This window comes from Streptomyces viridiviolaceus (genome assembly GCF_014650995.1).
GTDB classification, from domain to species: Bacteria; Actinomycetota; Actinomycetes; order Streptomycetales; family Streptomycetaceae; genus Streptomyces; species Streptomyces viridiviolaceus.
The window spans coordinates 105,950-130,716 of sequence record NZ_BMWA01000014.1 but is presented as its reverse complement, the minus strand read 5'-3'; the positions used below and the strand labels follow the sequence as shown (position 1 = coordinate 130,716).

The following is a 24,767-nucleotide window of genomic DNA, read 5'->3' as shown; positions in this document are numbered from 1 at the left end:
CCTTGGTAAGGATCGCCGTCGACCTGAACCGCTGCCAGGGGTACGCGCAGTGCGCTTTCCTCGCCCCCGAGGTCTTCACCCTCCACGGCGAGGAGGTACTGCTGTACGCCCCGGAGGCCGACGAGGCACAGCGCGAGAAGCTGGCGCAGGCCACCGCGGCCTGCCCCGTCCAGGCCATCCTTGTCGACGTGGTGGACGCACCGTCCGAGGCGGTGTCCGGTGATCGGTGACGGATTCCTGGAACGGTTCAGGCGCGAGGGCCGCATCGTCGTCGTGGGCGCCTCGCTGGCCGGCCTGCGGGCTGCGGAGACCCTGCGTGACAAGGGCTTCGCGGGCTCCCTGACGATGATCGGCGACGAGCCCCACGAGCCGTACGACCGGCCCCCGCTCTCCAAACAGGTGCTGCTGGGCCGGGCGACCGCCGACCGCACCGCCCTGCCCAGGCGCCGATCCGTCGACGCGACCTGGCGGCTCGGCGTCCCGGCCACCGGCCTGGACATGGCCGCCAGACGGGTGCGGCTGGGCGACGGCGACGAGGTGCCGTACGACCGGCTGCTGATCGCCACGGGCGTGCGGGCGCGACCGTGGCCGCGCGAGGAGGAGGCGGAACTCGACGGCGTCTTCGTACTGCGGACCCGCGACGACGGCGCCGCGCTGGCGCGGCGGCTGGCCGAGGGGCCGAAGCGGGTCCTGGTCATCGGGGCCGGGTTCACCGGATCGGAGATCGCCTCGGCCTGCCGCGAACGCGGCCTCGCCGTCACCGTCGCCGAGCGCGGCGCGGCGCCCCTGGTCGGTGCGCTCGGCGGGGTGGTCGGCGCGGTCGCAGCCGAGCTGCAGCGCGAGCACGGTGTGGACCTGCGGTGCGGGGTCATGGTGACCGCTCTGGAGGGCGATGCCTCGGGACGGGTCCGGGCCGCGCATCTGTCCGACGGCTCCACGGTGGAGGCCGAGGTGGTCATCGTCTCCCTGGGCGCCACGCGCAACACCGAATGGCTCGCCGGTTCCGGTCTCGGGGCCGGCCCTCGCGGCATCGCCTGCGACGCCGGCTGCCGCGCCTTCGACTTCCGCGGGATCGTGACCGACGACATCTACGCGGCCGGCGACGTGGCCCGCTGCCCCCACCCCCTGTTCGGCTACCAGTTCCTGTCCCTGGAGCACTGGGGCAACGCCGTCTCCCAGGCCGGGATCGCGGCGCACAACATGCTCAGCGAGAGCACCGACCGCCTCCCCCACATGGAGGTGCCGGCCTTCTGGTCCTCGCAGTTCGGAGTCAACATCAAGTCGGTCGGGGTGCCGTCGCTGGGGACGCAGGTCCTCATCACACAGGGATCGCTGGAGGAGCACCGGTTCATCGCCGTCTACGGGTACCAGGGACGCGTCATCGGCGCCGTCGCCTTCGACAACGCCCGGTGGCTGCCGTTCTACCAGGAGCTGATCGAGAGAACCGCGCCGTTCCCGCCCCAGTTCCCCACGGTCGACCGGCGCGCGGAAGGGCAGCGGCCGGTCGACGCGGGCTTCCCCGACCCGTCGGTCCCCAGCCACGGTCCCACGGTGACCCTCAGCGGATACTCGCCGGCCGACCGCCGGATGACCTTCACCCCCGCGCACTGACCCGCACGGCCACGAGGACTCGCCATGACGCCATCCCTGCTGCACCAGATCCTGGACTTCGCCAACCGTGCCGACCCGTACCCGATCTACGAGGAGTTGCGGAAGACGCCGGTCCACCACGAAGGCGACGGGCCGTACGTCGTCAGCACCTACTACGAGGTCCGCAGCCTCCTGCACGATCCCCGGATCAGCTCCGACGCCCGCAACCTGGCCTCGACCACCGGTGATCCGCTGACCGAGACGGCCCCGGAGGAGGGCGTCCTGCCGCCCAGCTTCCTGCGGCTCGACCCACCGGAGCACGACCGGCTGCGACGCATGACGAACCGGTCCTTCGGCCCGCCCCACTGCCCCCACCGGGTCGACGGGATGCGCGGAGAGCTGCACGGCATCGTCTCCGGCCTCATCGGCGACATCGGCGACACGGGACGGATCGATCTGGTGGACCAGTTCGCGTACCCCTTCCCGGTGACGGTGATCTGCCGCCTGCTCGGGGTGCCGCGCGAGGACGAGGCGCGCTTCCACGTCTGGGCCGACACGATCGCCGCGAGCCTGGACCCCGACCCGGACGCGGATCCCACCGAGCGGGGCAGGAGCGCGCACGACGCCCGGATGCAGCTCGGCATGTACCTGGCCGGGCTGATCGAGGAGCGCCGCAGGAAGCCGGGGGACGACATGCTCTCGGAGCTGGCCACGGCCAAGGGCCCGGACGGCACGATGGCCACGATGGAACTGCTCAGCACCGCGGCACTGCTGCTGATCGCGGGCCATGAGACCACCGTCAACCTCGTCACCAACGGAATGCTGACCCTGCTGCGCAACCCCGACGTGCTGGAGCGGCTGCGCGCGGACCCGCGGCTGGCCGTGCCCGTCGTCGAGGAGCTGCTGCGCTTCGAGCCGCCGGTGCAGCTGGTCCCGCAGCGCACCACCCTCACCGACGTCGAGGTCCGCGGGGTCACCATCCCCAAGGGCGCCTCCCTCTGGCTGGTCCTGGCGTCCGGCAACCGCGACCCCCAGCGGTTCGAGAACCCGGACCGCTTCGACCCGGACCGCAAGGACATCCAGCACCTCGGCTTCGGCAGCGGCATCCACAGCTGCTTCGGCGCACCGCTCGCCCGGCTGGAGGCCCGGCTCGCCCTGTCCGAACTGGCCCGGAGGCTGGAGAACCCCCGCCTGCTGGAGGACCCACCGCCGTACCGGCAGAACGCCGTGCTGCGCGGGCCGCGGCATCTGCACATCGCCTGCGACGGGATCCGCCCCTAGGCAGCGCCCTGCGACCGTGGGCCGAACCCGCGAGTCACACGACCGGCACGGGTATGCCATCCTGTTTTTTGGGACATGACCACTCAGACCGTTTCGCCCTGCTCTGTTGCGGCGTGAATGGATCAGGGGCGTGCCAGGAGATCGGAATGTACCGCTCACATGCGCGGGCGGACCCGACGACGTCCACGCGAAGCACAGGCCGCCGGCAGAAGGTGACCCGAACCGGACATGCAGCCACCGGGTGCTCATGATGGCAGGACCCGGCGAAGGGGCGCACCCCAGGCAGCCTCACATACCCGACCTGCACGTACGTCTCCGCGCGGAGTTGGGCCGGATCGACGAGCAGTTGCGGGCCATGCTGGACGCCATGGACCGGCTGCAGGGCCTGCTGGACGCGGTGGTGGCCATCAGCCGGGAGGTCGAGCTCCCCGCGGTGCTGCACCGTATCGTGACCACGGCCATGGACCTGGTGGGTGCCCGATACGGGGCGATGGGCGTGCTCGACGCGTCCGGCGACCATCTGGAGCGGTTCATCGCCGTCGGCCTGTCGGAACAGGAACGTGCCGATCTGACCGAGATCGGCCTTCCTCGCGGCCTGGGGGTCCTGGGACATCTGATCCGCCACCCCGGCCCCCTGCGGCTGGAAAGCATTCCCGCCCATCCGGCCTACGCCGGGTTCCCGCCCGGCCACCCGAGCCTGAACACCTTGCTCGGTGTCGCCATCAGCGTCCGCGGCGAGATCTACGGCGACCTCTACCTCTCCGAGCGGCGTGACGGCCGGCCCTTCGACGTCCACGACGAGAACGTCGTCGTCGCACTGGCCGGCGCCGCGGGCATCGCGATCGAGAACGTCCGCCTGTTCGAACAGGTACGCGTCGGTGCCGAGCAGTTCCAGCGGCTTCTGTTGCCGACGCTGCCCGACCTGCGCCCTTTCAGCGCCGCAGCCATCTACCGGCCCGCTGCCGAACCCAGACATGTCGGCGGGGACTGGTACGACGCCATTCCGCTGCCCGGCAACGTCGTGGCGGTCGTCATCGGCGACGTGGTCGGTCACGATCTGCAGGCAGCGGCCGCCATGGCCTCCACCCGGAACATGCTGCGCGCCCTGCTGTACGAACGGGGCAGTGCGCCCGGCGCGGTTCTCGCCCAGCTCGACCGCACCCTGCAGGCCATCACGGACAACCCCGTCACCACCACCATGCTGGCGCGCATCGAACCGTCCGGACCGGGCTGGCGCCTCCACTGGAGCACCGCCGGCCACGTTCCGCCGCTGCTGATCGTCCCTGGACGCGGAGCGGAATACCTCTTCGCCGAGCCCGGGCTGCCACTCGGGGTCGACTCCGAACAGCCCCGCCCCGACTACTCCCGGGTCCTGCCCCCGGACGCCACCGTCGTCTTCTTCACGGACGGGCTGATCGAAGATCCCGCCCGGTCCATCGACGAGAGCCTCGACGAGCTCGCCGGTCTCGCCACTGCGTACGCCGCGCTGCCCCTGCAGGAGTTCGTCCAGGCACTGGCCGATCACCACCCCAGCGACGGTCACGACGACATGGCCGTGCTCGCCCTGCGCAGCCCGCGCGCCTGACCTCGCGCCCGCGCCGAACACCGACTCGACGATGTCGTGGAGGATCCAAGGAATCCGGCGGATGATGGATTTCGGGGCAAAATCGACACGGAGGTCGCCCAATGACGGTGTCGCGGCGTGAACGGCTCCGTCGCAATGGTGGGGCAGCCCTGGACATCGTCGTCGTCGCCGCGCTCTACTACGGCTCAGCCGAGCTGGGGCTGCTTCAGCAACTGGTACGCGGACAAGTGACCCCTCTGTGGCCACCGACCGGTATCGCCCTGGCAGCTCTGCTCCTGCGCGGCCCGCGGGTCTGGCCAGGGATCGCGCTCGGCGCGCTCCTGGTCAACGTCTCCCTCGGGCCGTCGATCCCGGCCGTACTCGCGATCGCGTCGGGGAACACCCTCGCGCCCTTGTGCTCGTACGCACTGCTCCGGCGCGCTGGATTCCGTACCGAGCTGGACCGATTGCGCGATGCGCTCGCACTGATATTTCTCGGCGCGTTCACCGGGATGCTGGTCAGCGCGACGACGGGCAGCGCAACGCTGGCTCTCGCCGGCGTGCTGAGCGCGGACCAGTTCTGGCCGACGTGGTCGGTCTGGTGGACCGGCGACGCGATGGGCGTACTGGTGGTGGCGCCGGTCCTGTTCGTGCTCCGTTCGGCACACCGGCCGAAGGACGTCCCGCTGTCACGTTGGACGGAGGCACTGCTGCTGCTCGCGGCCACTGCCTGCGTCGGACTCGTCGAGACCGGCGACACACCCCTCATGTTCCTGGGGTTCCCGTTGCTGATCTGGGCGGCCTTCCGCTTCCAGCTGGCCGGGGCGGCGCCCTGCGCCCTGGCCGTGTCGACCTTCGCGATCATCGCTGCCAGCCGGGGATCGGCCCCGTTCAGTGCCCCCGACCTGCTCACCAACATGATCGTCCTGCAGGCGTTCAACGGTTCCTCTTCGCTGACGGCCCTGCTCGTCGCGGCGGCCGTCAGCGAGCGCAACCAGTCCCAGCGGGAGATCACTCGAGCCTGCGGGCATCTCGCCGACATGGTGGCCACGATCGCCGCAGGCGGCTATCACCCGTCACTCCCCGACCGCGACGGCCGGAAGGACGACGAGGACGAGCAGGGCGGCGGCGCCGGGCACCTCGGACGGACCAGAGGATCGGCGTGATCAACCCGGTCCTGCCGCCGCCGATGCCTACACCTCGATCGTCGTACCGTCCAGGAACGCCAGCGACACCGCTGCGTGTCCGGCACCCGCCCGCACGGAGACCGCGTCGCGCAGTGCCTGCGGATGGATCGTGTCGCGGGAGAGCACCACCAGGGACACGTGGGTGCTCCGGCCCCCCGGGTGTCGGTCCAGGCGCAGGTACGGGATCGCGGAACGCGGACCGAACGCGTTGGACTGCACGTCCCGGGCCACCTCCGCGGTACCTGCGTCCGTGTCCTCGCCCCAGCCGTACAGTGCGATGACGGCGCTGCTCAGCCCGTCGTCCGTACGGGACAGCGCCCAGCCCCGCCCGGTCAGTGCGGCAGGGGTCTCCGCATGCGCCACCGCGTGCCCGCCCTCCCGCACCGACACCCCTTCAGGTGCTTCGATCCGGTGGACGCGGAGCTCCCACGGGCCGTGCAGCACGCTCGTGGTCTCGACGCGGTAGCGGTGCTCGTCGCCCGGGAACCGGGCCGCGTACCAGGACGCGGCGATCCGGTCCTCGCAGCGCAGGGGGTGGATCCGTCCCCGCCGTGACGGTGTGCCGTGGGGTGACAGGAGTGCCAGGTGATTGTCGACGGCCCGCGCCACCGCGTGCGGGGCCGCCTCGGGGGCCGTGGCGGTCGAGTAGGCGAGCTTCGTGTAGTGCGGATCCTCCGCGCCTTCGGCCGGATCGGCGTCTTCCCCCTGGGGCGGCTGGTGGTCGCTGCCGTGGTTGATCAGCCTGACGATGCCGTCGTGCCGGGTCCCCTGCAGCAGCCAGCCCGGCGCCGGGAGTGCCGTGCAGGTGTCGGACTCCTCGATGGGGAGGGGCAGCTCCCGCTCCGTCCAGACCGGGTGGTCCGCCGGGAGCAGCAGCCCGAGGAAGCCCTTGCTCGCCCAGTACGGTGAGGCGGGTCCGGAGTAGGGCTGGGTGGCCGGCAGGAAGGTGCCGTACCAGCCCAGAGGCAACAACCCCCGTTCGTCCGGCACCCCCTGCTCGACGAAGTGCCGCAGCGTGCCGGAGGCCAGGCGGCGCGTGAGTCCGGGGGCGAGCGGAGTGCAGTCCGCCAGCGCTCCCATCCACACCGGGGCCAGGGCGGCGAAGCGGTACGTCAGGGAGCGCCCCTGGTGCACGGGGGCGCCGTCCGCGCCGAAGAAGTGCGGGTAATCCTCCAGGAACCTGCTCAGACGCTCTCTGTACACGGCCGTCCGGCCCCCGTCGTCGGACGCGATCCGCGACCAGAGCAGCGGGTACAGATGCATCGCCCAGCCGATGTAGTAGTCGAAGTTCCGGCCGTCCCCGTCGGTGTACCAGCCGTCGCCGCGGTACCAGTCCTCGATCCGGTCGAGGCCGGACTCGATGTCCCGGCGGCTGTGCGGGGCGCCCACCGAGGCGAGGAACTGCTCCGACACCACCTGGAAGAGGCGCCAGTTGTTGTCCCACGTGCGGCCGCCGACGAAGCCCGAGAACCAGTCGACGACGCGTTCCTGCACCCGGGCGTCCAGGCGGTCCCAGATCCATGGACGGGTCTCGTGCAGCGCGACCGCGATCGAGGCCGCCTCGACCATCTGCTGCGAACAGTCTGTGAGCGCGGGCCATGCCTCCTTGCCGTCCCGGTCCGTACCCGCGGCCAGGCCGGCCGCGTACCGCTCGGTCAACGCCGGGTCGGCGGCCCCGCCCGCGCCGGCGATCCGGAACGCCGCGAGCAGGAACGACCGGGCGAACCCTTCGAGTCCGTCCGACACGACCCCCGACCAGCTGTTCCGGCCCGGCAGCCGGTACTGGGCGAAGCCGGGTGTCGCGTACGGCACGAGCGCGTCCAGCATCCGGTCGGCCGTCGCCTCCCAGTGGGCGCGGGTCCAGCCGGTACGTGAGGACAGGACCCGGTCGGGTGGTGGCAGACGCAGGTGCGGTGCGACGGACATGGTGCTGCTCCTCGGGCTGGGCTACGGAACGAGTTCCGCGCGGTGGGTGTGGCCCCGCGACCCGCCGACCGTGACGGTGAGACGCCCCCTGCGGCCGGGGGTGACGCTCACCGTGTCGTCCGCGTCGGTCACCGCGCGCACGCGGAACGGCAGCTCGACGGCGACCGTGGTCAGGGTGCGGCCGGGATCGCAGACCGCCACCGAGATCCGGTCGTCGCGCCGCAGGACCAGCACCGAGGCCGGGCCGGAGGAGGTGATCCCGGCCGCCGTGCCCGCATTCCAGAAGTTCGCCGCGGTCAGGCCGAGCCGGCGCACCTCCACGGCCTGGACGACGGCGTCGTTGGCCACGACGTGTACCGGACGGGAGCGGGCCCAGGCGGCGGTGACGGCCGCGGACGCGCCGGGCAGCAGCACGTGCGCGTACCCCGCCGCGGTGGGCGAGACGCCGTGATCGATCCAGAGAGTGAGGTAGCGCCGGGTGACGGCGGTCGTGGAACCGCCGGTGTCCGCGCCCGTGTTGACGGCCCGCCAGGTGCCGGTGCGTTCCTCCCGCAAGGCGTGCAGTGCGGTCGTCTCGGGGAAGACGTAGCCTCCGACGCCCTCGATGTGCGCCCACCCTGCCCGGCCGAACTGCCCGGACCAGCCCTGTCCGTCGGGTTGCCGGACGCCGTCGATCACGAGACGCCGTGTGCCGTCGCGGCCCAGACTGCGGTTCTCGACGACCGTCTCGACGGTGCGGCCGTCCGTGGCGGTGATGCCGGCGCCGAGGGAGACCACCGCGTCGTCGATGAGGAACCAGGACTTCTTCGCCCGCAAGGTGCTGCCGGGCGCGCCGATGAGTTCCATGGAGACGGCCCCGTACCGGGCGTGGAGCACCGCCCCGCCCGCGACGGTGTTGGCCGGCCGGTAGGTGGACGTGCCGCCGCCCGTGCCGAGGTCGGTGCGCTGCCGGGTGTCGACGGTCGTTCCGGGAAGGCGGTAGGGGTCGACGGTCGGCCAGAAGCCGTCGTTGAACTGCGTCAGATCGTCCGCGTCGTAGAGATAGGCCATGCCGTCGCCGGTGTACCAGCCGTGCAGGTTCTCGCCGTTGCCCGCCTCGTACGCCGCGACGCGCTTCGAGGAGAGCGAGAGCGTGTACGCCCAGCGCGGCCGGCGGTGCACCACTCGGTCCATGTCGGCGAAGACGTGGAGACCCGTGGTGCGCTCCCCCACCGTGACGCCGTCGTCGTCCAGGACGTCCTTGGCGAGGGCGAGTTGGGGCGGTGTGGCCAGCCGCGCGAAGGGGGTGGTGCGGTTGCGTGTGAGCCAGCCCTTGGCGACGGCGCGCCAGCGGGCGGCGTACGCCCCGGGCGCCCCGGTCGCCAGCAGCAGGATCGCGGCGACGGCCGCCGCCCCGTCGCGGTGGTCGCCCGCCCTCTCCCGGGAGACGGCACGGCCGCGCACGGCGTCCATCATCAGGCCCTCGAAGATCACCGGAGTGAAACTCCGCTCGACGGCCTCGTACACCACCGACACCTCGGGGTCGGTGACCTCCCACGGGGAACCGGCCAGCAGCGCGAGGAGGTGGGCGATGCCGCTCAGGAGGACCACGCCGTACGTGCCGGTGTACGCGACCGTACCGTGCTGGACGAAGGAGCCGTCCTCGTAGAACCCGTCGCCCGAGGTGACGTACCGGAAAAGGCTGTTGCGGCCCGAGTCGCGTACGTCGGACAGGGCGTCCCGGGCCGATGCCAGCTTGGCGGTGTCCTGGCCGAGCAGGCCGCGGAGCGCGACGATCACGGCCTTGTCGGCGCGGTTGGCCCCGGTCTCGGCGAGGGTGGGAGAGTTGGTGCGGCGGTCCGCGTCGGGGCAGAACCGGTCGACGACGGACAGGTAGTCCGCCAGGTCGGCCGCGGGGAGCCGGTCGCGCAGCAGGACGGCGCTGTCCATCAGGGCGCGTGGAGCGCCGATCTCCCAGAACCACCAGTTGCCCGTCTCGCGCCGCGCCGGGTTGTAGGCGGTGTCGTACGTGAAGCGCAGCGCGGCCACGAGGGCGTCGGCGACGGCGGCTTCCGCCGTCAGTGACGTGCCGGGGGTGGCCCAGGCGGTGGCGATGGTGCGCAGCCTGGTGTAGCTCTGGCCGAAGTTGCCGGGGTCGGCCAACGGCGCGAGATCGGTCCAGAGGGCGGTGCGTGCGGCACTGCGGTCCAGGGTGTCCCAGTGTTCCTTCGCCGTGCTGTCCAGTGCCGCGACGGCCGCCGCGAAGTCGGGGTCGGCGGGGTCGAGGTCGCCGCCGGTGAGCAGGGCCTCGGCACGTTCGAGGAGCGCGGGAACGCCGGCCTCGGCGGCCTCGCCGGTCCCGGTGGCCGCACGGGCGTGCACTGTGCCCGCCGTGGTCACCAGGGCGGCGGTTCCTGTCGCCGCCGTCGCCGCCAGGAGGGAGCGTCTGCTGAGTCGCATGGGGGTCCTTCCGTCCCGGTCAGTCGGTGAGCGTGCTGGGGTCGACGGGCGGTTGCGGCAGGTGCAGCGCCGCCAGTTCCGCCTTGCCGGTCGCGTCGATCGGGAACGCCCAGGTGTGCACGAAGAAGTCGGTGAGGTCGTACCCCGCGATCCGGCTGGAGCAGGTGGCCAGGGCCCGGTAGCGCTTGGCGTTCTCCGTGTAGTCGGACTGGGGGTTCTCCTCGCGCACCAGCTTGTGCAGGCGGGGCCAGAAGTCCTCGCCGAACGCCAGCTCCAACTGGCGCAGCGGGACGAGCTTTTCGTACGCGCCGAAGGACTTCTCGTAGGTGAGTCCTGCCGTGCCGAACTTGCGCTGCGCGGACTGGAAGTGGTTCAGGCCCGTCGTCGGATCGACCGTCAGCAGGTTGGACGGCTGTCCCAGGGTGCGCTGCGCGGCCAGTGAGTAGATGTTGACGGTGACCTCGGTGAGGCCGGCCGGCTTGTAGGCCATCTGCTGATGGAGGTGGCCCAGTTCGTGGTAGAAGCCCCAGCCGCGGGTGCGCAGTCCCGTGACGGTGGTGGCACGGTCCAGATACGCACGCGGGAAGCCGTTGTAGCCGTGTGTGGCGTAGGCGCCGACGCCGGTCGGCACCTTGGTGACCTCGGTGAAGTGGTACGGCCCCGCCTTGCGCCGGTGCACCGGCCGCGATCCGTCGAGACCGCTGATCCGTGCGTGCGAGTCGATGATCGTCTCGATCAGCTCGAGCAGGGCGGCGTGGTCCTCGTCGCGGTACAGGAGCGCACCCTCGCGGGTGAGTGTCATGATCGTGTTCGGGGCGTGGAGTTCGACGTACGGGGAGGCGGTCAGCGTGTCGAGGCGCTGCCGGTACTCGGCCTCGGTGGTCTCGCCCAGCGTGAACACGGGCATCGGAACGGCGCCGGAACGGAACAGCACGCTCGCCTGCTCGCCGTTGCCCGTGAGCGTCAGGTAGACCGGGCCCCCGTGCGGGTCGGTCACCGTGTTGGCGCCGGCGAGCAGTGGGTAGCCGCGGGGCTGCTTGATCTCGCCGTAGTAGTCCCAGGCGCCGACCCAGAGGGTGGGGACGAGGCCGTCGTGCGGGCGGACCGTGAGCGCGAGTGCGGTGCCGGGCTGGGCGTACAGCCCCGTGGGCTCGAACTCGCTTCCGCGCAGTGCCTGTCCGAGACGGAGGCGTTCCGTCTCGGCGCCCGGCCGTGCGGTGACGAGGACCGTCGCCTGGGGCCTGCGGGTCCGCGCCGAGGCGGGACCGGCGGCGGTGCCGAGCGCGGCCAGGGCTCCGGCGCCCGCCGCCGAGGCGAGGACGGCGCGCCGGCTCATGGAGGACGACGCGGGCTGAGCGGGCGAGGGGAACGACGAGTACGTCGGAGTGCGCATGCGGAACTCTCCCTGCGGTGAACGAGCGCGGGACGGAGGCGTGCGGGGTGAACGGAACTCCGCGACAGCATGTAAGCGGTTGCTATCGAGCCGCAAGAGGGGTCGGGAAGTTACTGCGATTTTCTATGGCCGACTGCGGACAAGTACGGACAATGAATGCAGTAATCGTTCACACTCGGCTGTTCCTCGCGGACCGGGGCGTCACGGATTCGCGTACCACGATGTGCGTGCCCAGCCGCAGCGCGCCGGTCGTCGGCTCACGCCAGTCGTCCTCGTCGCCGCCCGACACGGCCAGCCGCACGGCCTGGCGCCCCATCTCCTCCAGCGGCACGTGCACGGTGGTCAGCTTGGGCCGCATCTCCTGCGCGACGGGGATGTCGTCGTATCCCACCAGGGAGATGTCCTTCGGCACCCTCTGCCCGGCCTCCTCCAGCGCCTGGGCGGCCCCGGCGGCGACCATGTCGTTGGCGGCGAACACCGCGGTGAAGTCGGGCCCGTCCCGCAGCAGTTCGGCCATGCGCCGCTGGCCGAAGCCGCGGCTGAACGCGCCGGGCTGGATCAGCTCCGGGTCCGGTGTCACGCCGCGCAGCTCCAGTGCGCGCCGGTGCCCGGCGAGCCGGTCGCGGGTGGTGGAGAGCTTGGGCGGGCCGCCCAGGTACAGGATGCGCTCGTGGCCCTGCATCAGGAGGTGGTCGGTGATGGCGAAGGCGCCGCCCTCGTTGTCGTACTCGACCGAGACGGTCGGGACGTGCTCGCCGAGCGGGGGCCTGCCGCACAGCACGAGTTTGGATCCGTCCGCGTCCAGCTCCCGTGCCCTGCGGGCCAGTTCGGAGGTGTAGGCGCGATCGGCGATGCTGCCGCCCACCACGATGACCGCATCGGCCCGCCGCTCGTGCATCAGCTCGATGAAGGCCAGCTCACGCTGCGGGTCGCCCTGGGTGCAGCAGACCAGGCAGAGCCGGCCGCCCAGCGTCGCCTCCCGCTCCACCCCGCGGGCGATGTACGCGTAGAAGGGGTCGACGACCTCGTTGACGATGATGCCGACCGTGCGGTTGGAGACTCCGGCGAGGGCGCGGGCATGGGCGTTGACCACGTAGCCGAGCTCGCGCATCGCGGACTCGACCCGTTCCCGGGTGGCCTGTGCGACCGGGTAGTTCCGGTTCAGTACGCGCGAGACGGTCGCCGTGGAGACGCCCGCGAGCCGCGCCACGTCGGTGACCGTCGCCCGCCGCTGCCCGTCCACGGCCGTGCTCTGCCTACGCATCCGGTCCACCCCCTGCTGGCTGTTGTGTGACGTCGAGCCTAGAGCCTGCGGAACCCCACCGCTCATGCGATCCGCCCCAGGTCGGCCCGGTACACCGGGTGTGCGAAGGCCGCGCCGTTCGCGTACCGGTTCAGCTCCTCGACGGCGAGCGCGCCGAGGCGCCCCACCTCGTTGCCCTGGGCGCCCGCCAGATGCGGGGTGAGGAAGACGTTCGGCAGGTCCCACAGGGGATGCCCCTTCGGCAGCGGCTCGGGGGACGACACGTCGAGCACCGCGTCCAGTCGCCCGCTGACCAGGTGCTCCGTCAGCGCCTGGGTGTCCACCAGCGTTCCCCGTGCCGTGTTGACCAGCAGGGACCCCGGCCGCATCAGGCCGATCCTGCGGGCGTCGATCATGCCGCGGGTCTCGGGGGTCTCGGGGGCGTGGACGGTGACCACGTCGCTCTTGGCCACCAGGGTGTCCAGGTCCGCGGGGGTGACCCCGAGTCCAAGAGCCTCGGCGTGGGTGACGTAGGGGTCGTACAGCAGGACGTCGGCGTCGAGGATCCGGAGCAGTTCGATGACCCGTCGGCCGATCCGTGAAGCGCCGACGACCCCGACGGTCAGCCCGTGCGTACCGAGCCAGTGCTGGCGGTCCAGGTCGGCTCCGGTGCGGTGCGTCCGCCGGGAACGGAACAGCTCGGCCAGGGGGAACACCCGCTTCGCCCCCATGATGATCGCGGCCAGCGTGTATTCGGCGACCGGCACGGCGTTGGCCGCGGCCGCGGAGGAGACGACGATGCCCCGGTCGAAGGCCACCGGGGACAGAAACGTCTTGACCGTGCCCGCCGCGTGGATCACGGCCCGCACGGCGGGCGCCCGTTCCAGCAGCGCCGCGTCGACGGGCGGGCACCCCCAGCCGGTCAGCAGGACCTCCGCTCCGGCCAGCGCCGCGACGGCGTCCGGCGAATCGAACTCGCTGATGAGGGACGGGCTGTTCAGGTCGGCGATGTCTTCGAGCCGGGCGCGCACCGGGGGCGGGAAGACGGCGTCGAGCAGTCCGGGGTTCATGACCAGGACCGTGCGCGGCCGCCTGGGTGCCGGTGTCGCTCCATCGGTCCCGGAACGAGCCGGCACCTCTTCGGTGGTTCGCACCCTGCCTCCGGACAGTAATCGTGTTCTATGGAATGACCGGCACGCTAAGGAGCAGCGCACCCGGCCGTCAAGCGCGGCCGCTGCCCAACTGCCCGTTTTCCGTCGCGATTTGTGTGTACGTCCCGACGCAGCCGCACAGTCGGGCAACGCGTAACACGGCCGTTTCCCCGCATCTATTGACGCTGAGGTTAACCGCTTACTAACTTGCCGCCGCAGAAGGTCACCACGCGCCACCCAGCCGAACAGGACGCGCCATGGCTGAATCAGCACCCCCGCTGCCGAAGGAACGGACCCTGTGGCAACGGATCAAGCGGGACCGGGTGATGCTGCTGCTCACACTGCCCGGGCTGCTCTACTTCATCGTCTTCCACTACGTGCCGCTGCTCGGTTACGTCGTCGCGTTCCAGGACTACGAGCCGTACCTCGGCTACATGCACAGCGTCTGGGTGGGCTTCTCCAACTTCACGGCGGCATTCGGTGAGTCGGCGTTCTGGTCCGCGACGTCCAACACCCTGGAGATCGCCCTCATCCAGCTGGTGTTCTTCTTCCCGATCCCCGTCGCCCTGGCCCTGCTGCTCAACAGCATCACCAGCGACCGCGTCAGACGCTTCGTACAGAGCGTCGTCTATCTGCCGCACTTCATCGGCTGGGTCATCATCGTCTCGATCTTCCAGCAGCTCCTGGGTGGCGCCGGCCTCCTGCCCGACGTGCTCGCGGGGCTCGGCCTCCCGCGCTACGACATGATGAGCGACCCCGACGCGTTCCCGTGGCTGCTCACCCTCCAGGTGGCCTGGAAGGACGCGGGCTGGGGCACGATCATCATCCTCGCCGCGCTGCTCACCATCGACAGACAGCAGTACGAGGCCGCAGCCATCGACGGAGCCGGCCCCTGGCGCAGGCTCTGGCACGTCACCCTGCCCGGCATCGCGCCCGTCCTGATCCTGCTGCTCATCCTCAACCTCGGGCAGATCCTCTCCGTCGGCTTCGAACAGATCCTGCTCCAGCGCGACGCGGTCGGCCCGGACGCCGGTGAGGTCCTCGACACGTACGTCTACTACCACGGCATCAAGGACAACGACTGGGGCGTCGCCGCCGCCGTCGGGCTCGTCAAGGCCGTCATCGGCACCGCTCTCGTCCTGGGCGCGAACAAACTGGCCCACCGCCTCGGCCACGAAGGGGTGTACCGCGGTGCTGACCGCTGAGAAGACACAGCCCGGCTCCGTACGCACGGAGCCGGCGAACAGGGACGGCCGCACGGCCTCGAGGAAGTCCGACGGCCGGCCGCCGTGGATGGAGAAGCCGACCCGTACCGGCCGGCTCGCCAAGGGCCTGGCCCTCGTCGTCGTGGTCTCCGCCGTCGCCTACCCGCTGCTCGGTGTCATCGGCACCAGCTTCGCCTCGCAGACCGACATCATCCGCTCCACCGGCCTCGTCCTGTGGCCGGACCACCCGACGCTCGACGCCTACCGCACCATCTTCACCGGCGGCGTCGTGACCCGGGCCCTGATCGTCAGCGTCGGCATCACCGTGGTCGGCACGCTCGCCAGCCTGCTCGTGACCATCGGCATGGCCTACGGGCTGTCGCGCCGCGAGGTCACGGGCTCCCGCTTCATCCTGATGACGGCGCTGTTCACCATGCTGTTCAACGCGGGCATCATCCCCAACTTTTTGCTGGTCAAGGGACTCGGCCTGTACGACACCTACGCGGCACTGGTGCTGCCCACCCTGGTCAGCGCCTTCAACCTGGTCGTCCTGCGGTCCTTCTTCATGAGCCTGCCCGAGGAGCTGTACGACGCGGCGAAGGTCGACGGGGCCGGCGACCTCGGCATCCTCGTACGGATCGTGCTGCCGCTGTCCAAGGCCGTCCTCGCCGTGATCAGCCTCTTCTACGCCGTGACGTACTGGAACGCCTTCTTCAACTCCCTCCTGTACCTGGACGACTCCGAAAAATGGCCGCTCCCCATGGTGCTGCGCACCTACGTCCTCCAGGGCCAGAGCCTCAACAGCGCCTCCGTCGGTGAGGCGCTCGCCCCGCAACAGGCCGTGCAGATGGCGGTCCTCGTGATCGCCGTCGTGCCGATCCTGCTCGTCTACCCCTTCCTCCAGCGCTACTTCACCAAGGGCGTGCTCACCGGGGCCATCAAGGGCTGAGCGCGGGCGACAACCGGCCTCTTCCCCACTTCTCTCAAGGAGATTTCCGTGTCGAGCTCCACTCCCCTCAACCGCAGAGCGCTGTTCCGCATGGGTGCGGGCGCCGGTCTGACGCTGGCCGCGGCGCCACTGCTCGCCGCCTGCGGCGACGGCGGTACGAAGGCGAAGGCGGAGGCCAAGAGCGCCTCGCTGCTGCCCCGAACCACGGTGCGCGACATCGGCCTCACCCCCGACCTGCCCGGTACCGCCGCCGGCGTACCGCAGGGCTACTTCAGCTATCCGGCCAAGCCGCTGCGGGCCACGAAGGGCGCCCCGCTGAAGGGGGCGTCCCCGATCAGCGCGACGCTGGAGACGTTCTCCCCTCCCCCGCCCGGCCGCTCGAGGAACGCGGCCTGGCGGGAGATCGAGAAGCTGCTGGGCGGCAAGGTCGACGTCACCGCGGTGCCCGCCGACGACTACGGCACCAAGTTCTCCACGATGGTCGCCAGTGACAGCCTGCCCGACCTCTTCATGTACCCCGAGGTCGGCGGCGTCGACAACAAGGCCGCCTTCCTCCAGGCCAAGTGCGCCGACCTGACCCCGTACCTGGCCGGCGACAGGATCAAGGACTACCCGAACCTCGCCGCGATACCCAAGGCCGCCTGGCAGGCCGCGATCTTCGGCGGGAAGCTCTACGGCATCCCGATCGCCCGCACCGGCACCGGCGGAGCCGGGTTCTACCGCCATGACCTGTTCGAAGAGATCGGCATCACCAGCCTCGACCAGATCACCGGCCTCGACCGGTTCGTCGAGGCGTGCAAGGAGCTGACCCGCCCCGAGAAGGACCAGTACGCGATCATCGCCGGAGTGACCAGCGTCCTCGCCATGTCGGCGGGCGCACCCTACTTCTGGCGGCTCGACGCGAAGACCGGCAGGTTCACCGCCGACCTGGAGACACCGGAGTACCGCCAGGCCGTGGAGACCGCCAGGTCCCTGTACAAGGCGGGCTGCTTCTACCCAGGCACCCTCCAGATGTCCGGGGCGCAGAAGGCCCAGTACACGGACATGTTCAAGAACGGCAAGGGCGCGTACGTCTACGACGGTCTGCCCACCTACCTGGCACCCGGCGTCGGCTACATCGCCGCCATGAAGGCGATCGACGCGTCGTACGACCCACGGCCCTTCATCCCGTTCGGCAAGGACGCCATCGCCTGGACGGACAACGTCGAGCTCCAGAACACGCACCTGAAGAAGGCGTCCGGCGAACGCGTGAAACAGGTGCTCGCGCTGGCCGACTTCGCGGCCTCGCCCTTCGGCAGCCTGGAGTACACGCTGATCAACTACGGTGTCGAGGGCACCGACTTCACGCGCGACGCCAAGGGCAACCCCGCGCTCACCGAGCGGGGCAGCCAGGACGTCACCGTCCCCTGGAAGTTCATGGCCTCCGCCGTCCCCGCGGTCTACAGCGCCGACTCCGAGGCGGGTGTCCGTCACGTGCACAAGACGCTGAGCACGATGATCCCGATGATGGAGCAGTCCCCCACCCTCCAGTACTCCTCGCCCACCTGGGACTCCAAGGGCAGCGGCAGCCTGCTCACGCTCAAGCAGGACGGGCTCAAGGACATCATCGCCGGCCGCAAGCCCATGTCGGCCTACGACCAGCTCGTCAAGGACTACCTCGCCAAGGGCGGCGAACAGGCCCGGAGCGAGTTCGAGGAAGCCGTCCAGAAGGGGAAGAAGTGACGACCCGCCGCTCCGCCCTCGGATTCTGCGGTGCCGCGGTCGCCGCAGCCGTGGCCGTGCCCCTGTTCGATCCACCCGCCGCCGCACACAGCTCCGGCTTCGACCCGGCCCCCGGCTCCGACGGCGTCGGCGATCCCCTCTTCCCGACCCTCGGCAACGGCGGCTACCAGATCGTCCACTACGACCTGACCTTCGACTTCACCCCGGTGACGTACGACTTCACCGCCGTCGTGCGGATGCACGCCAGGGCCACCCAGGACCTGTCCGCGTTCAACCTGGACACCGACGGCCACACCATCGACTCCGTCACGGTGAACGGCAGCCCCGCCACGTGGGCGATCGCACCCGGCAAGAGCGGTCAGGAACTCACCGTCACCCCGGCGTCCCCCCTGCGCGACGGCCGGCCCTTCACGATCGGGATCCACTACCACGGCAACGGCAAGGCGCCCCGGCTCGGCCTCACCGGCTGGAGGTTCGGCAGCGACGGCGGCTTCGCCTCCGCGGCCCAGTCCTCCCGCGCCGACACCTTCCTGCCCTGCAACGACACGCCCTCCGACAAGGCCACCTGGACCTTCCACATCAGTGCGCCCGAGGGCTTCGTCGCCACCGCCAACGGCGAACTGCTGCACAAGACCCCCGGCGCGAACGGCTCCACCGTCTGGCACTTCGGCCTGCGCGAGCGGATGGCGACCGAACTCATCGGCATCGCCGTCGTCAAGGGCACCTACCTGTACGGGACCAGCCACCGGGGGCTCCCGCTGCGGCACGTCGTCCCGCAGGGCCGGGAGGACGAGTACGCGCCCGTGGTCGCCCGCACCGCGGACCATCTGGCCTGGCTGGAGGCGAAGTTCGGCCGCTACCCGTTCTCCGTCTACGGCGTCCACATCTACGACGGGTACACCGACGCCCTGGAGAACCAGACGCTCTCCCTCTTCTCCACCAACTGGTTCAGACCGAACGCCAACGGCCGTCCGACGTACGAGAGCACCATGGTCCACGAGCTGGTCCACCAGTGGTTCGGCGACTCCGTCACCCCCGCGGACTGGCAGCGGGCGTGGCTCAACGAAGGCCCCGCCGTGTACTACGCCGCCCTGTACAGCGAGGAGCGCGGCTGGTCCGTGCTCACCGACAAGATGAAGGCGACCTACGGCAAGCTCGACGCGATCCGCGCCAAGGACGGCCCGCCCGGACTGCCCAAGGCCCTCGGCGGCACCAACATCTACGACGGCGGCGCGCTCGTCCTGTACGCCCTGCGCCGGCGGATCGGCGACCGCGCCTTCGACCGTGTCATGCGGATCTGGCCCGAACGGTTCAAGGACCGCAACGTCTCCAGCGAGGACTTCATCGCCCACACCGTCCACGTCGCCGGTGACCGGTCCCTCGACGGCTTCCTGCGCGACTGGCTCTTCGGAGCCGTCAATCCGCCCATGCCCGGGCACCCGGACTGGAGGGCCGACAGGTGAACCACGCGACGAAAGCCCTGCGGCTGACCGCCGCCGCCTGCGCGGCGGCCCTCGCCGCCCTGCTCACCGCGCCCGCGGCCCAGGCCGCCCCACAGCCCCGCACCCTGTACGCGTCCCCGGACGGCGGGGGCTCCTCCTGCACCGTCTCCCGGCCCTGCACCCTGAAAGGCGCCCGGGACACGGCCCGCGCCGAGACCGGCCGCGATGTCCGCGTACTTCTCGAGGACGGTACGTACGAGCTCACCCGACCGCTCCGGCTGGGCGCCGCCGACTCCGGTGCGCAGGGCCGCACGGTCACCTGGGCGGCGGCTCCCGGCGCCCGTCCCGTCCTGTCCGGCGGCCGGGCCGTCACCGGCTGGACGGAGAACAGCGACGGAACCTGGACCGCCGACGTTCCGGCCGGTGTCACACCGCGCCAGCTCTTCGTCGACGGACAGCGCGCCGTCCGCGCCCGCGGAGAGTCCTGCGCCCCCACTGTCTGCGACGCCACCGGAACCGGCATGACCGGGGCGAACGCCACCGGCATCGCCGAGTGGCAGCGCCCCACGGACGCCGAGGCCGTCATCCGGATCCGCTGGCGCAACTACCACTGCCGGATCGCCGGCGTCAGCGGCGACCTCCTGACCTTCGCCCGGCCCTGCTGGACCAACTCCTCCAGCGGCACCGGCCGTACCGGTCCCGCCTGGGACTCCACGACCGTCGACTCCACCCGCTACAGCGGGGTCGCCTTCTTCGAGAACGCGCGGGAACTGCTCGACGAACCGGGCGAGTTCGCCTGGAACTCCCACGAGCGCACCGTGACCTACCTGCCGCGCGAGGGCGAGGACATGCGGAGCGCCAGGGCCGTCACCCCGCACACGGAACAGCTCCTCGTCCTCGACCGCGCCCACGACATCACCGTCAGCGGAATCGGCTTCGCCCACGCCGCCTACCGTCAGCCCGACACCGACGAGGGCTACGCGGGCACCCAGGCCGGTCTCACCCTGACCGGCACCACCGGCCCCGTCGACCACGCGGGTCGCCATTACACGAAACCGACGGCCGCCGTCACCGTACGCGGCGGACAGCGCGTCCGTATCGACCGGGCGAGTTTCGGACGACTCGGCGGCGCAGGGGCGATCCTGGAAGCCGGCACCAAGGACAGCTCCGTGACCCGGTCGGCCTTCAGCGACCTGTCGTCGGGCGCGATCTACGTCGGAGACACCGAGCCACTGCCCGGGGAGGCACTCGCCGGCGAGCGGAACACGGTCGCGTACAACACCATCAGCCGCATCGGCGTCGAGTACACCGACTCCGTGGGCATCTGGGCGGGCTACGAGGCGGAACTCGCCGTCGAGCACAACACCCTCAGCCGGCTCCCGTACTCCGGGATCTCCATCGGCTGGGGCTGGAACCAGCCCGAGGCGCAGACCTCCGTCATGCGTGACAACAAGATCACCGCCAATCGGATCACCGACGTCATGGAGGTCGCCCACGAGCAGCACGACGGCGGCGCGATCTACACGCAGGGGGCACAGCCGGGAACCATCGTGTCGGAGAACTACGTCAACCGCTCCGCGTTCGGCAACACCGAGCGCGACGGCAACGGCGTCTACCTCGACGAGCAGTCCTCGCACATCCTCGTCGAGCGGAACGTCATCACCCGCATCGGCTACAAATGGGTGTCGAACTGGGCCGACTACGGCATCGAGAACACGGCCCGGTCCAACTGGACCGACACCGCGGCGCCGGCCCTCTCCGGCCGGGGCTCGGTCATGACGGACAACCTCACCGGCCTGGACCGGCTGCCCGCCGCGGCGCTCGCCGTCGCCGCCAGGGCCGGCGCCCACGGCGGCCCGGTCGAGCGGCTGCGCACCGACCTGGCCCGCACGGGCACGGCCACCCAGTCCTCGACCGACGGAACCGGCACCGCGGAACTGGCCCTGGACGGCGACACCACCACCGACACCCGCACCCTGTCCGAGCCCGGTGCCTGGTGGCAGGTCGATCTCGGCGCCACCCACCGGGTCCGCCGGATCGAGATCTGGAACAACTCCTCGATGACGACCGCCGACTTCGACGTCATCACGGACGACGAGACGATCCACGTCAGCGGAAAGTCACTGCGCCCGACGGTTGTGGACCTGGACAGCAGCACCCGCACCGTGAAGATCGCGGTGTCCGGAAGTGGACGCGTGGCCCTTTCCCACGTACTCGTCCACCCCTGACCAACCCACCGAGCGAAGGAAGACCCATGACCGACCTCCGTCTGGGCGTCCTCGGATACGGACTGCGCGGCTCGCTGGCCCGCACCGCCCACCGGCCCGGCTCCGGCGCCCGCGTCACCGCACTGGCGGAGCCGGATCCGCGCGCCCGTGCGGAGGCGGCCGTGGCCTTCCCCGAAGCGCTGCTGACCGCCGACCACCGCGAGGTGCTCGCGCACACCGGCATCGACGCGGTGCTGATCCTCACCCCTGACCACACCCACGCCGACCTGGCCTGTGAAGCGCTCCGCGCGGGCAAACCCGTCTTCGTCGAGAAGCCGCTCGACATCAGCGTCGAGCGCTGCGACACCATCCTGCGCACGGCGTACGAGACCGGTACCCGGCTCTACATCGGTCACAACATGCGTCACATGCCGGTCGTCCGGCTGATGCGCGACCTCGTGCGGCGCGGTGCGGTCGGCGAGGTCAAGACCGTCTGGATCCGGCACTTCGTCGGCTACGGCGGCGACTGGTACTTCAAGGACTGGCACGCCGAACGGCGGTACACCACAGGGCTGTTGCTGCAGAAGGCCGCCCATGACATCGACGTCCTGCACTGGCTGGCCGGCGGGTACGCGCGGGACGTACAGGCACTGGGCGACCTGATGGTGTACGGCGACAATCCGCACCGCCGCGAGCCCGGTGAGCCGAAGGCAGACGACTGGTACACCAAGGACGGCCACTGGCCGCCGCACACCCAGCGGTCGCTCAACCCCGTCATCGACGTGGAGGACGTCTCGCTCCTCAACATGCGCCTGGACAACGGGGTGCTGGCCGCCTACCAGCAGTGCCACTTCACGCCCGACTACTGGCGCAACTACACCGTGATCGGCGACGCGGGCCGGCTGGAGAACTTCGGTGACGGACCCGGCGGATGCGTCAAGGTCTGGAACGCCCGCCGCTCCGGCTACCGTCCGGAAGCGGACGAGGTGCACGGCATCCCGGCCGCCGAGGACGAGGCGGGCCATGGCGGAGCCGATCCGCTCCTGGTGGACGAGTTCCTGCGGTTCGTCCGGGAGGGCGGCCGCACGGACACCTCTCCGGTCGCGGCCCGCATGGCGGTCGCGGCGGGCGTCCGGGCCACGGCGTCCCTCCGCGACGGCGGCACGCCCCGCCGCGTACCTCCGCTGGACGCGGACCTGGCGGAGTACTTCGAACGCGGTCAGGTCCGGGTCAGCCGGCCGGCGACGCCTCCCTGAAGGTCGCGGCGAGTTCGCTGCGGGAGCGGATCCCGAGCTTGGCATAGACGTGCGTCAGGTGGTACTGCACCGTCTTGACCGAGATGAACAGCTCCAGCGCCGCCTGCTGATTGGTCGCCCCGGCGGCGACCAGTCGGGCCACAGCCTGCTCCTGCGGCGTGAGCCGGGCCATGCCGGGAGCGGCGCGGCTGAGCTGCAGTCCGCCGGCCTGCAGCTCCCGGTCGCAGCGCTCCACGTAGGTGCCGACGCCCAGGGTCGCGTAGGCGTCGCGGGCGTTCTTCAGGACGGTGTCGGCCTCACGCCGTTCACCGGCCCTGCGCAGGGTCTGGCCGTAGGCGGAATTGACCCGTGCCCGGTCGTAGGGAACACCGAGATGCTCACGCCCGCCCAGGAGTCCGCGCTGCTCGAGCGGCGCCTGGACGTGGGGGTTCTGCGCCCGCCGATCCGCCGGGAGGACATCGCCCCCCGCCTGCTCGCCGACGAGCCGCTGATCGTCGCCGCGCCGGAGGAGCACTGGCTCGCCGGGGCGGACACCGTCCGGGTCGAGCAGCTGCGGCACGAGGACTTCATCATGTACGGCGCCCCGCTCGGCTCCGTGGTCAACGACGCCGTCGTCCGCAGCTGTCTCGCGTCGGGTTTCCACCCGCACTGCGCGTACGAGGTCACCGAGACCTCGGCCGCCCTGGCCCTGGTGGCCGCCCGGCCTCGGCATCGCCGCTCACCGTGCCGCTGGTCCTGGCCTGGCGCGCGGACGACGAGTCACCGCTGCTGCGGAACGTGCTGCGGGTGCTGGAGCGGAACGACGTGTTTCCCGAAGGACTTGAAGGAGTGGCATGAAGATCGTGGACGACGGGACGACCATGACCGAAACCACCACCTTCGAGCAGGCCACCGCGGCTGCGTCCGGTGCCGCCGCCACCGAACAGTTCCGCAGCAAGCAGCGGACCGGGACCTCCGACGTCGGCACCGGGCGCGTGGACACCCTGGTCTCCGACCTCCAGCCCCGGGCGTTGTACGCCGCACTGTCCGCCCACCTGGTCGCCGCCGGTACCGGGGACGGGGCACGGAGGTCGTCGGCGGCGTCTCCGGCCGTCACACTCCCCGCGCCGAGCAGTGACAGCACGTGGTGGCCGTAGGCGACGCGGCAGGGGAAGCACGCGCCGTGGCGCAGCACTTCGGACGCGGCTTCGGCCCGTCGTCGAGCGGGAGGGCGTCAGGCGATCACGGCCTCCCAGGTGTCGACGGCGTAGTGGACCGTCATGCCGTGGCGCCCGTACAACCGGGGAGCACCGGTCGCGTTGGCCGTGTCGACGCCGAGGCCCACCGTGTCCCGCCCACGTGCGGCGAAGCCCGCGAAGGCGTGCCGGAGCAGGAAGCCGCCCAGGCCGCGGCCGCGGGCCTCGCGCAGGACGCCGACGCTGCGTATCCAGCCCATGGCCTCGCGGTCGTTCCGGGCCAGCAGGAACCCGGCGTCCCCCAGGTCGTCGGTCCCGGCGATCCACACCAGGGACCAGTCCAGCCCTTCGGCGTCGACGTCGCTCAGCCACCGGCGGTAGTCACGCGGCTGGAAGTCGAAGTGGTCGGCGAACGTCGCCTGGTACAGCTCGTGCACGCGGACGCGGTCCGCCTCGGTGGCGCAGGCCCGCACCCGCACGCCCGCCGGGGGCTCGGGCGGGAGGTCCTTCGCCGGGTCCAGGGGCCGGTGCAGCACGTGGTGGCGCCGGACGGTGCTCCAGCCCCGCGCGGCGAGGAGGGCGGTGTCGGTCGTGGGCCGGACGTTGAGGTGCAGGTGGACGACGGCCCGTTCGGCGCCGTTGTCCCGTGCCTTGGCCAGGGCACGGGTCTCCATCGCGGCGAGGAGGCGCAGCCCGGTCTGCTGGTGGTCGGGCAGCACGTAGTGGTCGATGTCGACGCGCTCCCCGCCGGACTCGTCCCACAACAGCCCGTACGCCACCAGCCGGTCCTCGTCGACGGCCACCCAGGAGTCGCGCCGCAGGTCGGTCTCCGGATGCTTCAGGTCGGCTTCGACGGTGTGCTGGTCGGTCTCGGGGCGGCCGATCTCGATCCGGTCGATCTCGTTGAGGAGTGCCGTGACGGCGGGAGCGTCGTCGAGGGTGGCCGGGCGCAGGAAGGCAGGGGACATGACGGCAGGGTCCGGGGCGCAGGCGGGCGCCCGCAACAGGTTTTCCGCGACCGGCTCGCCGTCCGCCCG

The 24,767-nt window shown here is 71.1% G+C and carries 19 protein-coding genes; 12 read left to right on the top strand and 7 right to left on the bottom strand.

All coding sequences use genetic code 11. The features are described from left to right. The first annotated feature begins 2 nt into the window (after positions 1 to 2). The 5 genes from IE260_RS21770 (at position 3) to IE260_RS21750 (ending at position 5,601) form a co-directional block, all read left to right on the top strand. Positions 3 to 230: a ferredoxin gene (locus IE260_RS21770; RefSeq protein WP_189874392.1), complete on the top strand. Its 228-nt coding sequence runs from the start codon at positions 3 to 5 to the stop codon at positions 228 to 230. Next, on the top strand, positions 220 to 1,611 hold the full coding sequence (locus IE260_RS21765; RefSeq protein WP_189874390.1) for an NAD(P)/FAD-dependent oxidoreductase: 1,392 nt from the start codon (positions 220 to 222) through the stop codon (positions 1,609 to 1,611). Before IE260_RS21770 ends, IE260_RS21765 begins: the two co-directional genes overlap by 11 nt. Positions 1,612 to 1,635: 24 nt before the next feature. After that, positions 1,636 to 2,871, top strand: a complete 1,236-nt coding sequence (locus IE260_RS21760) for a cytochrome P450 (protein WP_189874388.1) — start codon at positions 1,636 to 1,638, stop codon at positions 2,869 to 2,871. Positions 2,872 to 3,118: 247 nt separating this feature from the next. Further along, entirely contained in the window at positions 3,119 to 4,456 is a 1,338-nt protein-coding gene (locus tag IE260_RS21755; protein WP_373303377.1) for a PP2C family protein-serine/threonine phosphatase, read from the top strand. A 101-nt stretch (positions 4,457 to 4,557) separates the two neighbouring features. Continuing rightward, positions 4,558 to 5,601, top strand: a complete 1,044-nt coding sequence (locus IE260_RS21750; protein ID WP_189874386.1) for an MASE1 domain-containing protein — start codon at positions 4,558 to 4,560, stop codon at positions 5,599 to 5,601. A 27-nt stretch (positions 5,602 to 5,628) separates the two neighbouring features. Here the strand turns inward: IE260_RS21750 and IE260_RS21745 are convergent, their stop codons facing one another. The 5 genes from IE260_RS21745 to IE260_RS21725 form a co-directional block, all read right to left on the bottom strand. Continuing rightward, a complete protein-coding gene (locus IE260_RS21745; protein ID WP_189874384.1) occupies positions 5,629 to 7,548 on the bottom strand; it encodes a DUF2264 domain-containing protein in 1,920 nt (639 codons plus the stop codon). Between the two features lie 21 nt (positions 7,549 to 7,569). Next, the gene (locus IE260_RS21740) at positions 7,570 to 9,987 is read right to left on the bottom strand and encodes a polysaccharide lyase 8 family protein (protein WP_189874382.1); all 2,418 of its coding nucleotides are present in this window, start codon (positions 9,985 to 9,987) and stop codon (positions 7,570 to 7,572) included. Between the two features lie 19 nt (positions 9,988 to 10,006). Next, entirely contained in the window at positions 10,007 to 11,380 is a 1,374-nt protein-coding gene (locus IE260_RS21735) for a M60 family metallopeptidase (protein WP_189874380.1), read from the bottom strand. A gap of 169 nt (positions 11,381 to 11,549) precedes the next feature. Further along, on the bottom strand, positions 11,550 to 12,644 hold the full coding sequence (locus IE260_RS21730; protein WP_189874378.1) for a LacI family DNA-binding transcriptional regulator: 1,095 nt from the start codon (positions 12,642 to 12,644) through the stop codon (positions 11,550 to 11,552). Between the two features lie 62 nt (positions 12,645 to 12,706). Beyond that, a complete protein-coding gene (locus IE260_RS21725; protein WP_189874376.1) occupies positions 12,707 to 13,693 on the bottom strand; it encodes a hydroxyacid dehydrogenase in 987 nt (328 codons plus the stop codon). A 338-nt stretch (positions 13,694 to 14,031) separates the two neighbouring features. On the opposite strand from IE260_RS21725, the gene IE260_RS21720 reads away from it, so the two are divergent. The 6 genes from IE260_RS21720 (at position 14,032) to IE260_RS21695 (ending at position 22,555) form a co-directional block, all read left to right on the top strand. Next, positions 14,032 to 14,979 (top strand): ABC transporter permease, encoded by a 948-nt coding sequence (locus IE260_RS21720; protein WP_189874373.1) that lies wholly within the window; start codon positions 14,032 to 14,034, stop codon positions 14,977 to 14,979. A gap of 88 nt (positions 14,980 to 15,067) precedes the next feature. Next, positions 15,068 to 15,928 carry a carbohydrate ABC transporter permease gene (locus IE260_RS21715; RefSeq protein WP_189874590.1) on the top strand — a complete coding sequence of 287 codons (861 nt, stop codon included), beginning with the start codon at positions 15,068 to 15,070 and terminating at the stop codon, positions 15,926 to 15,928. Between the two features lie 48 nt (positions 15,929 to 15,976). Continuing rightward, positions 15,977 to 17,650 carry an extracellular solute-binding protein gene (locus IE260_RS21710; RefSeq protein ID WP_189874371.1) on the top strand — a complete coding sequence of 558 codons (1,674 nt, stop codon included), beginning with the start codon at positions 15,977 to 15,979 and terminating at the stop codon, positions 17,648 to 17,650. Further along, on the top strand, positions 17,647 to 19,113 hold the full coding sequence (locus IE260_RS21705; protein WP_189874369.1) for a M1 family metallopeptidase: 1,467 nt from the start codon (positions 17,647 to 17,649) through the stop codon (positions 19,111 to 19,113). The genes IE260_RS21710 and IE260_RS21705 overlap by 4 nt, the downstream gene beginning before the upstream one ends. Continuing rightward, positions 19,110 to 21,320 (top strand): right-handed parallel beta-helix repeat-containing protein, encoded by a 2,211-nt coding sequence (locus tag IE260_RS21700; protein ID WP_189874367.1) that lies wholly within the window; start codon positions 19,110 to 19,112, stop codon positions 21,318 to 21,320. Before IE260_RS21705 ends, IE260_RS21700 begins: the two co-directional genes overlap by 4 nt. Positions 21,321 to 21,346: 26 nt before the next feature. Next, positions 21,347 to 22,555, top strand: a complete 1,209-nt coding sequence (locus IE260_RS21695; RefSeq protein ID WP_189874365.1) for a Gfo/Idh/MocA family protein — start codon at positions 21,347 to 21,349, stop codon at positions 22,553 to 22,555. On the opposite strand, the gene IE260_RS21690 is transcribed toward IE260_RS21695, so the two are convergent. After that, complete coding sequence (locus IE260_RS21690; RefSeq protein ID WP_229881064.1) at positions 22,530 to 23,105, bottom strand: helix-turn-helix transcriptional regulator; 576 nt, start codon at positions 23,103 to 23,105, stop codon at positions 22,530 to 22,532. The genes IE260_RS21695 and IE260_RS21690 overlap by 26 nt on opposite strands. On the opposite strand from IE260_RS21690, the gene IE260_RS41750 reads away from it, so the two are divergent. Beyond that, positions 22,986 to 23,672: a LysR family substrate-binding domain-containing protein gene (locus IE260_RS41750; protein ID WP_229881061.1), complete on the top strand. Its 687-nt coding sequence runs from the start codon at positions 22,986 to 22,988 to the stop codon at positions 23,670 to 23,672. The genes IE260_RS21690 and IE260_RS41750 overlap by 120 nt on opposite strands. Before the next feature lie 96 nt (positions 23,673 to 23,768). Here the strand turns inward: IE260_RS41750 and IE260_RS21675 are convergent, their stop codons facing one another. Beyond that, complete coding sequence (locus tag IE260_RS21675; protein WP_189874361.1) at positions 23,769 to 24,698, bottom strand: GNAT family N-acetyltransferase; 930 nt, start codon at positions 24,696 to 24,698, stop codon at positions 23,769 to 23,771. Positions 24,699 to 24,767: the final 69 nt, after the last annotated feature.

What these genes read in the sequence shown, in the direction of transcription:
- IE260_RS21760 (WP_189874388.1), top strand. Translation starts at nt 1,636, where the DNA reads ATGACGCCATCCCTGCTGCACCAGATCCTGGACTTCGCCAACCGTGCC.
- IE260_RS21755 (WP_373303377.1), top strand. Translation starts at nt 3,119, where the DNA reads ATGATGGCAGGACCCGGCGAAGGGGCGCACCCCAGGCAGCCTCACATA.
- IE260_RS21750 (WP_189874386.1), top strand. Translation starts at nt 4,558, where the DNA reads ATGACGGTGTCGCGGCGTGAACGGCTCCGTCGCAATGGTGGGGCAGCC.
- IE260_RS21745 (WP_189874384.1), bottom strand. Translation starts at nt 7,548, where the DNA reads ATGTCCGTCGCACCGCACCTGCGTCTGCCACCACCCGACCGGGTCCTG.
- IE260_RS21740 (WP_189874382.1), bottom strand. Translation starts at nt 9,987, where the DNA reads ATGCGACTCAGCAGACGCTCCCTCCTGGCGGCGACGGCGGCGACAGGA.
- IE260_RS21735 (WP_189874380.1), bottom strand. Translation starts at nt 11,380, where the DNA reads ATGCGCACTCCGACGTACTCGTCGTTCCCCTCGCCCGCTCAGCCCGCG.
- IE260_RS21730 (WP_189874378.1), bottom strand. Translation starts at nt 12,644, where the DNA reads ATGCGTAGGCAGAGCACGGCCGTGGACGGGCAGCGGCGGGCGACGGTC.
- IE260_RS21725 (WP_189874376.1), bottom strand. Translation starts at nt 13,693, where the DNA reads ATGAACCCCGGACTGCTCGACGCCGTCTTCCCGCCCCCGGTGCGCGCC.
- IE260_RS21720 (WP_189874373.1), top strand. Translation starts at nt 14,032, where the DNA reads ATGGCTGAATCAGCACCCCCGCTGCCGAAGGAACGGACCCTGTGGCAA.
- IE260_RS21715 (WP_189874590.1), top strand. Translation starts at nt 15,068, where the DNA reads ATGGAGAAGCCGACCCGTACCGGCCGGCTCGCCAAGGGCCTGGCCCTC.
- IE260_RS21695 (WP_189874365.1), top strand. Translation starts at nt 21,347, where the DNA reads ATGACCGACCTCCGTCTGGGCGTCCTCGGATACGGACTGCGCGGCTCG.
- IE260_RS21675 (WP_189874361.1), bottom strand. Translation starts at nt 24,698, where the DNA reads ATGTCCCCTGCCTTCCTGCGCCCGGCCACCCTCGACGACGCTCCCGCC.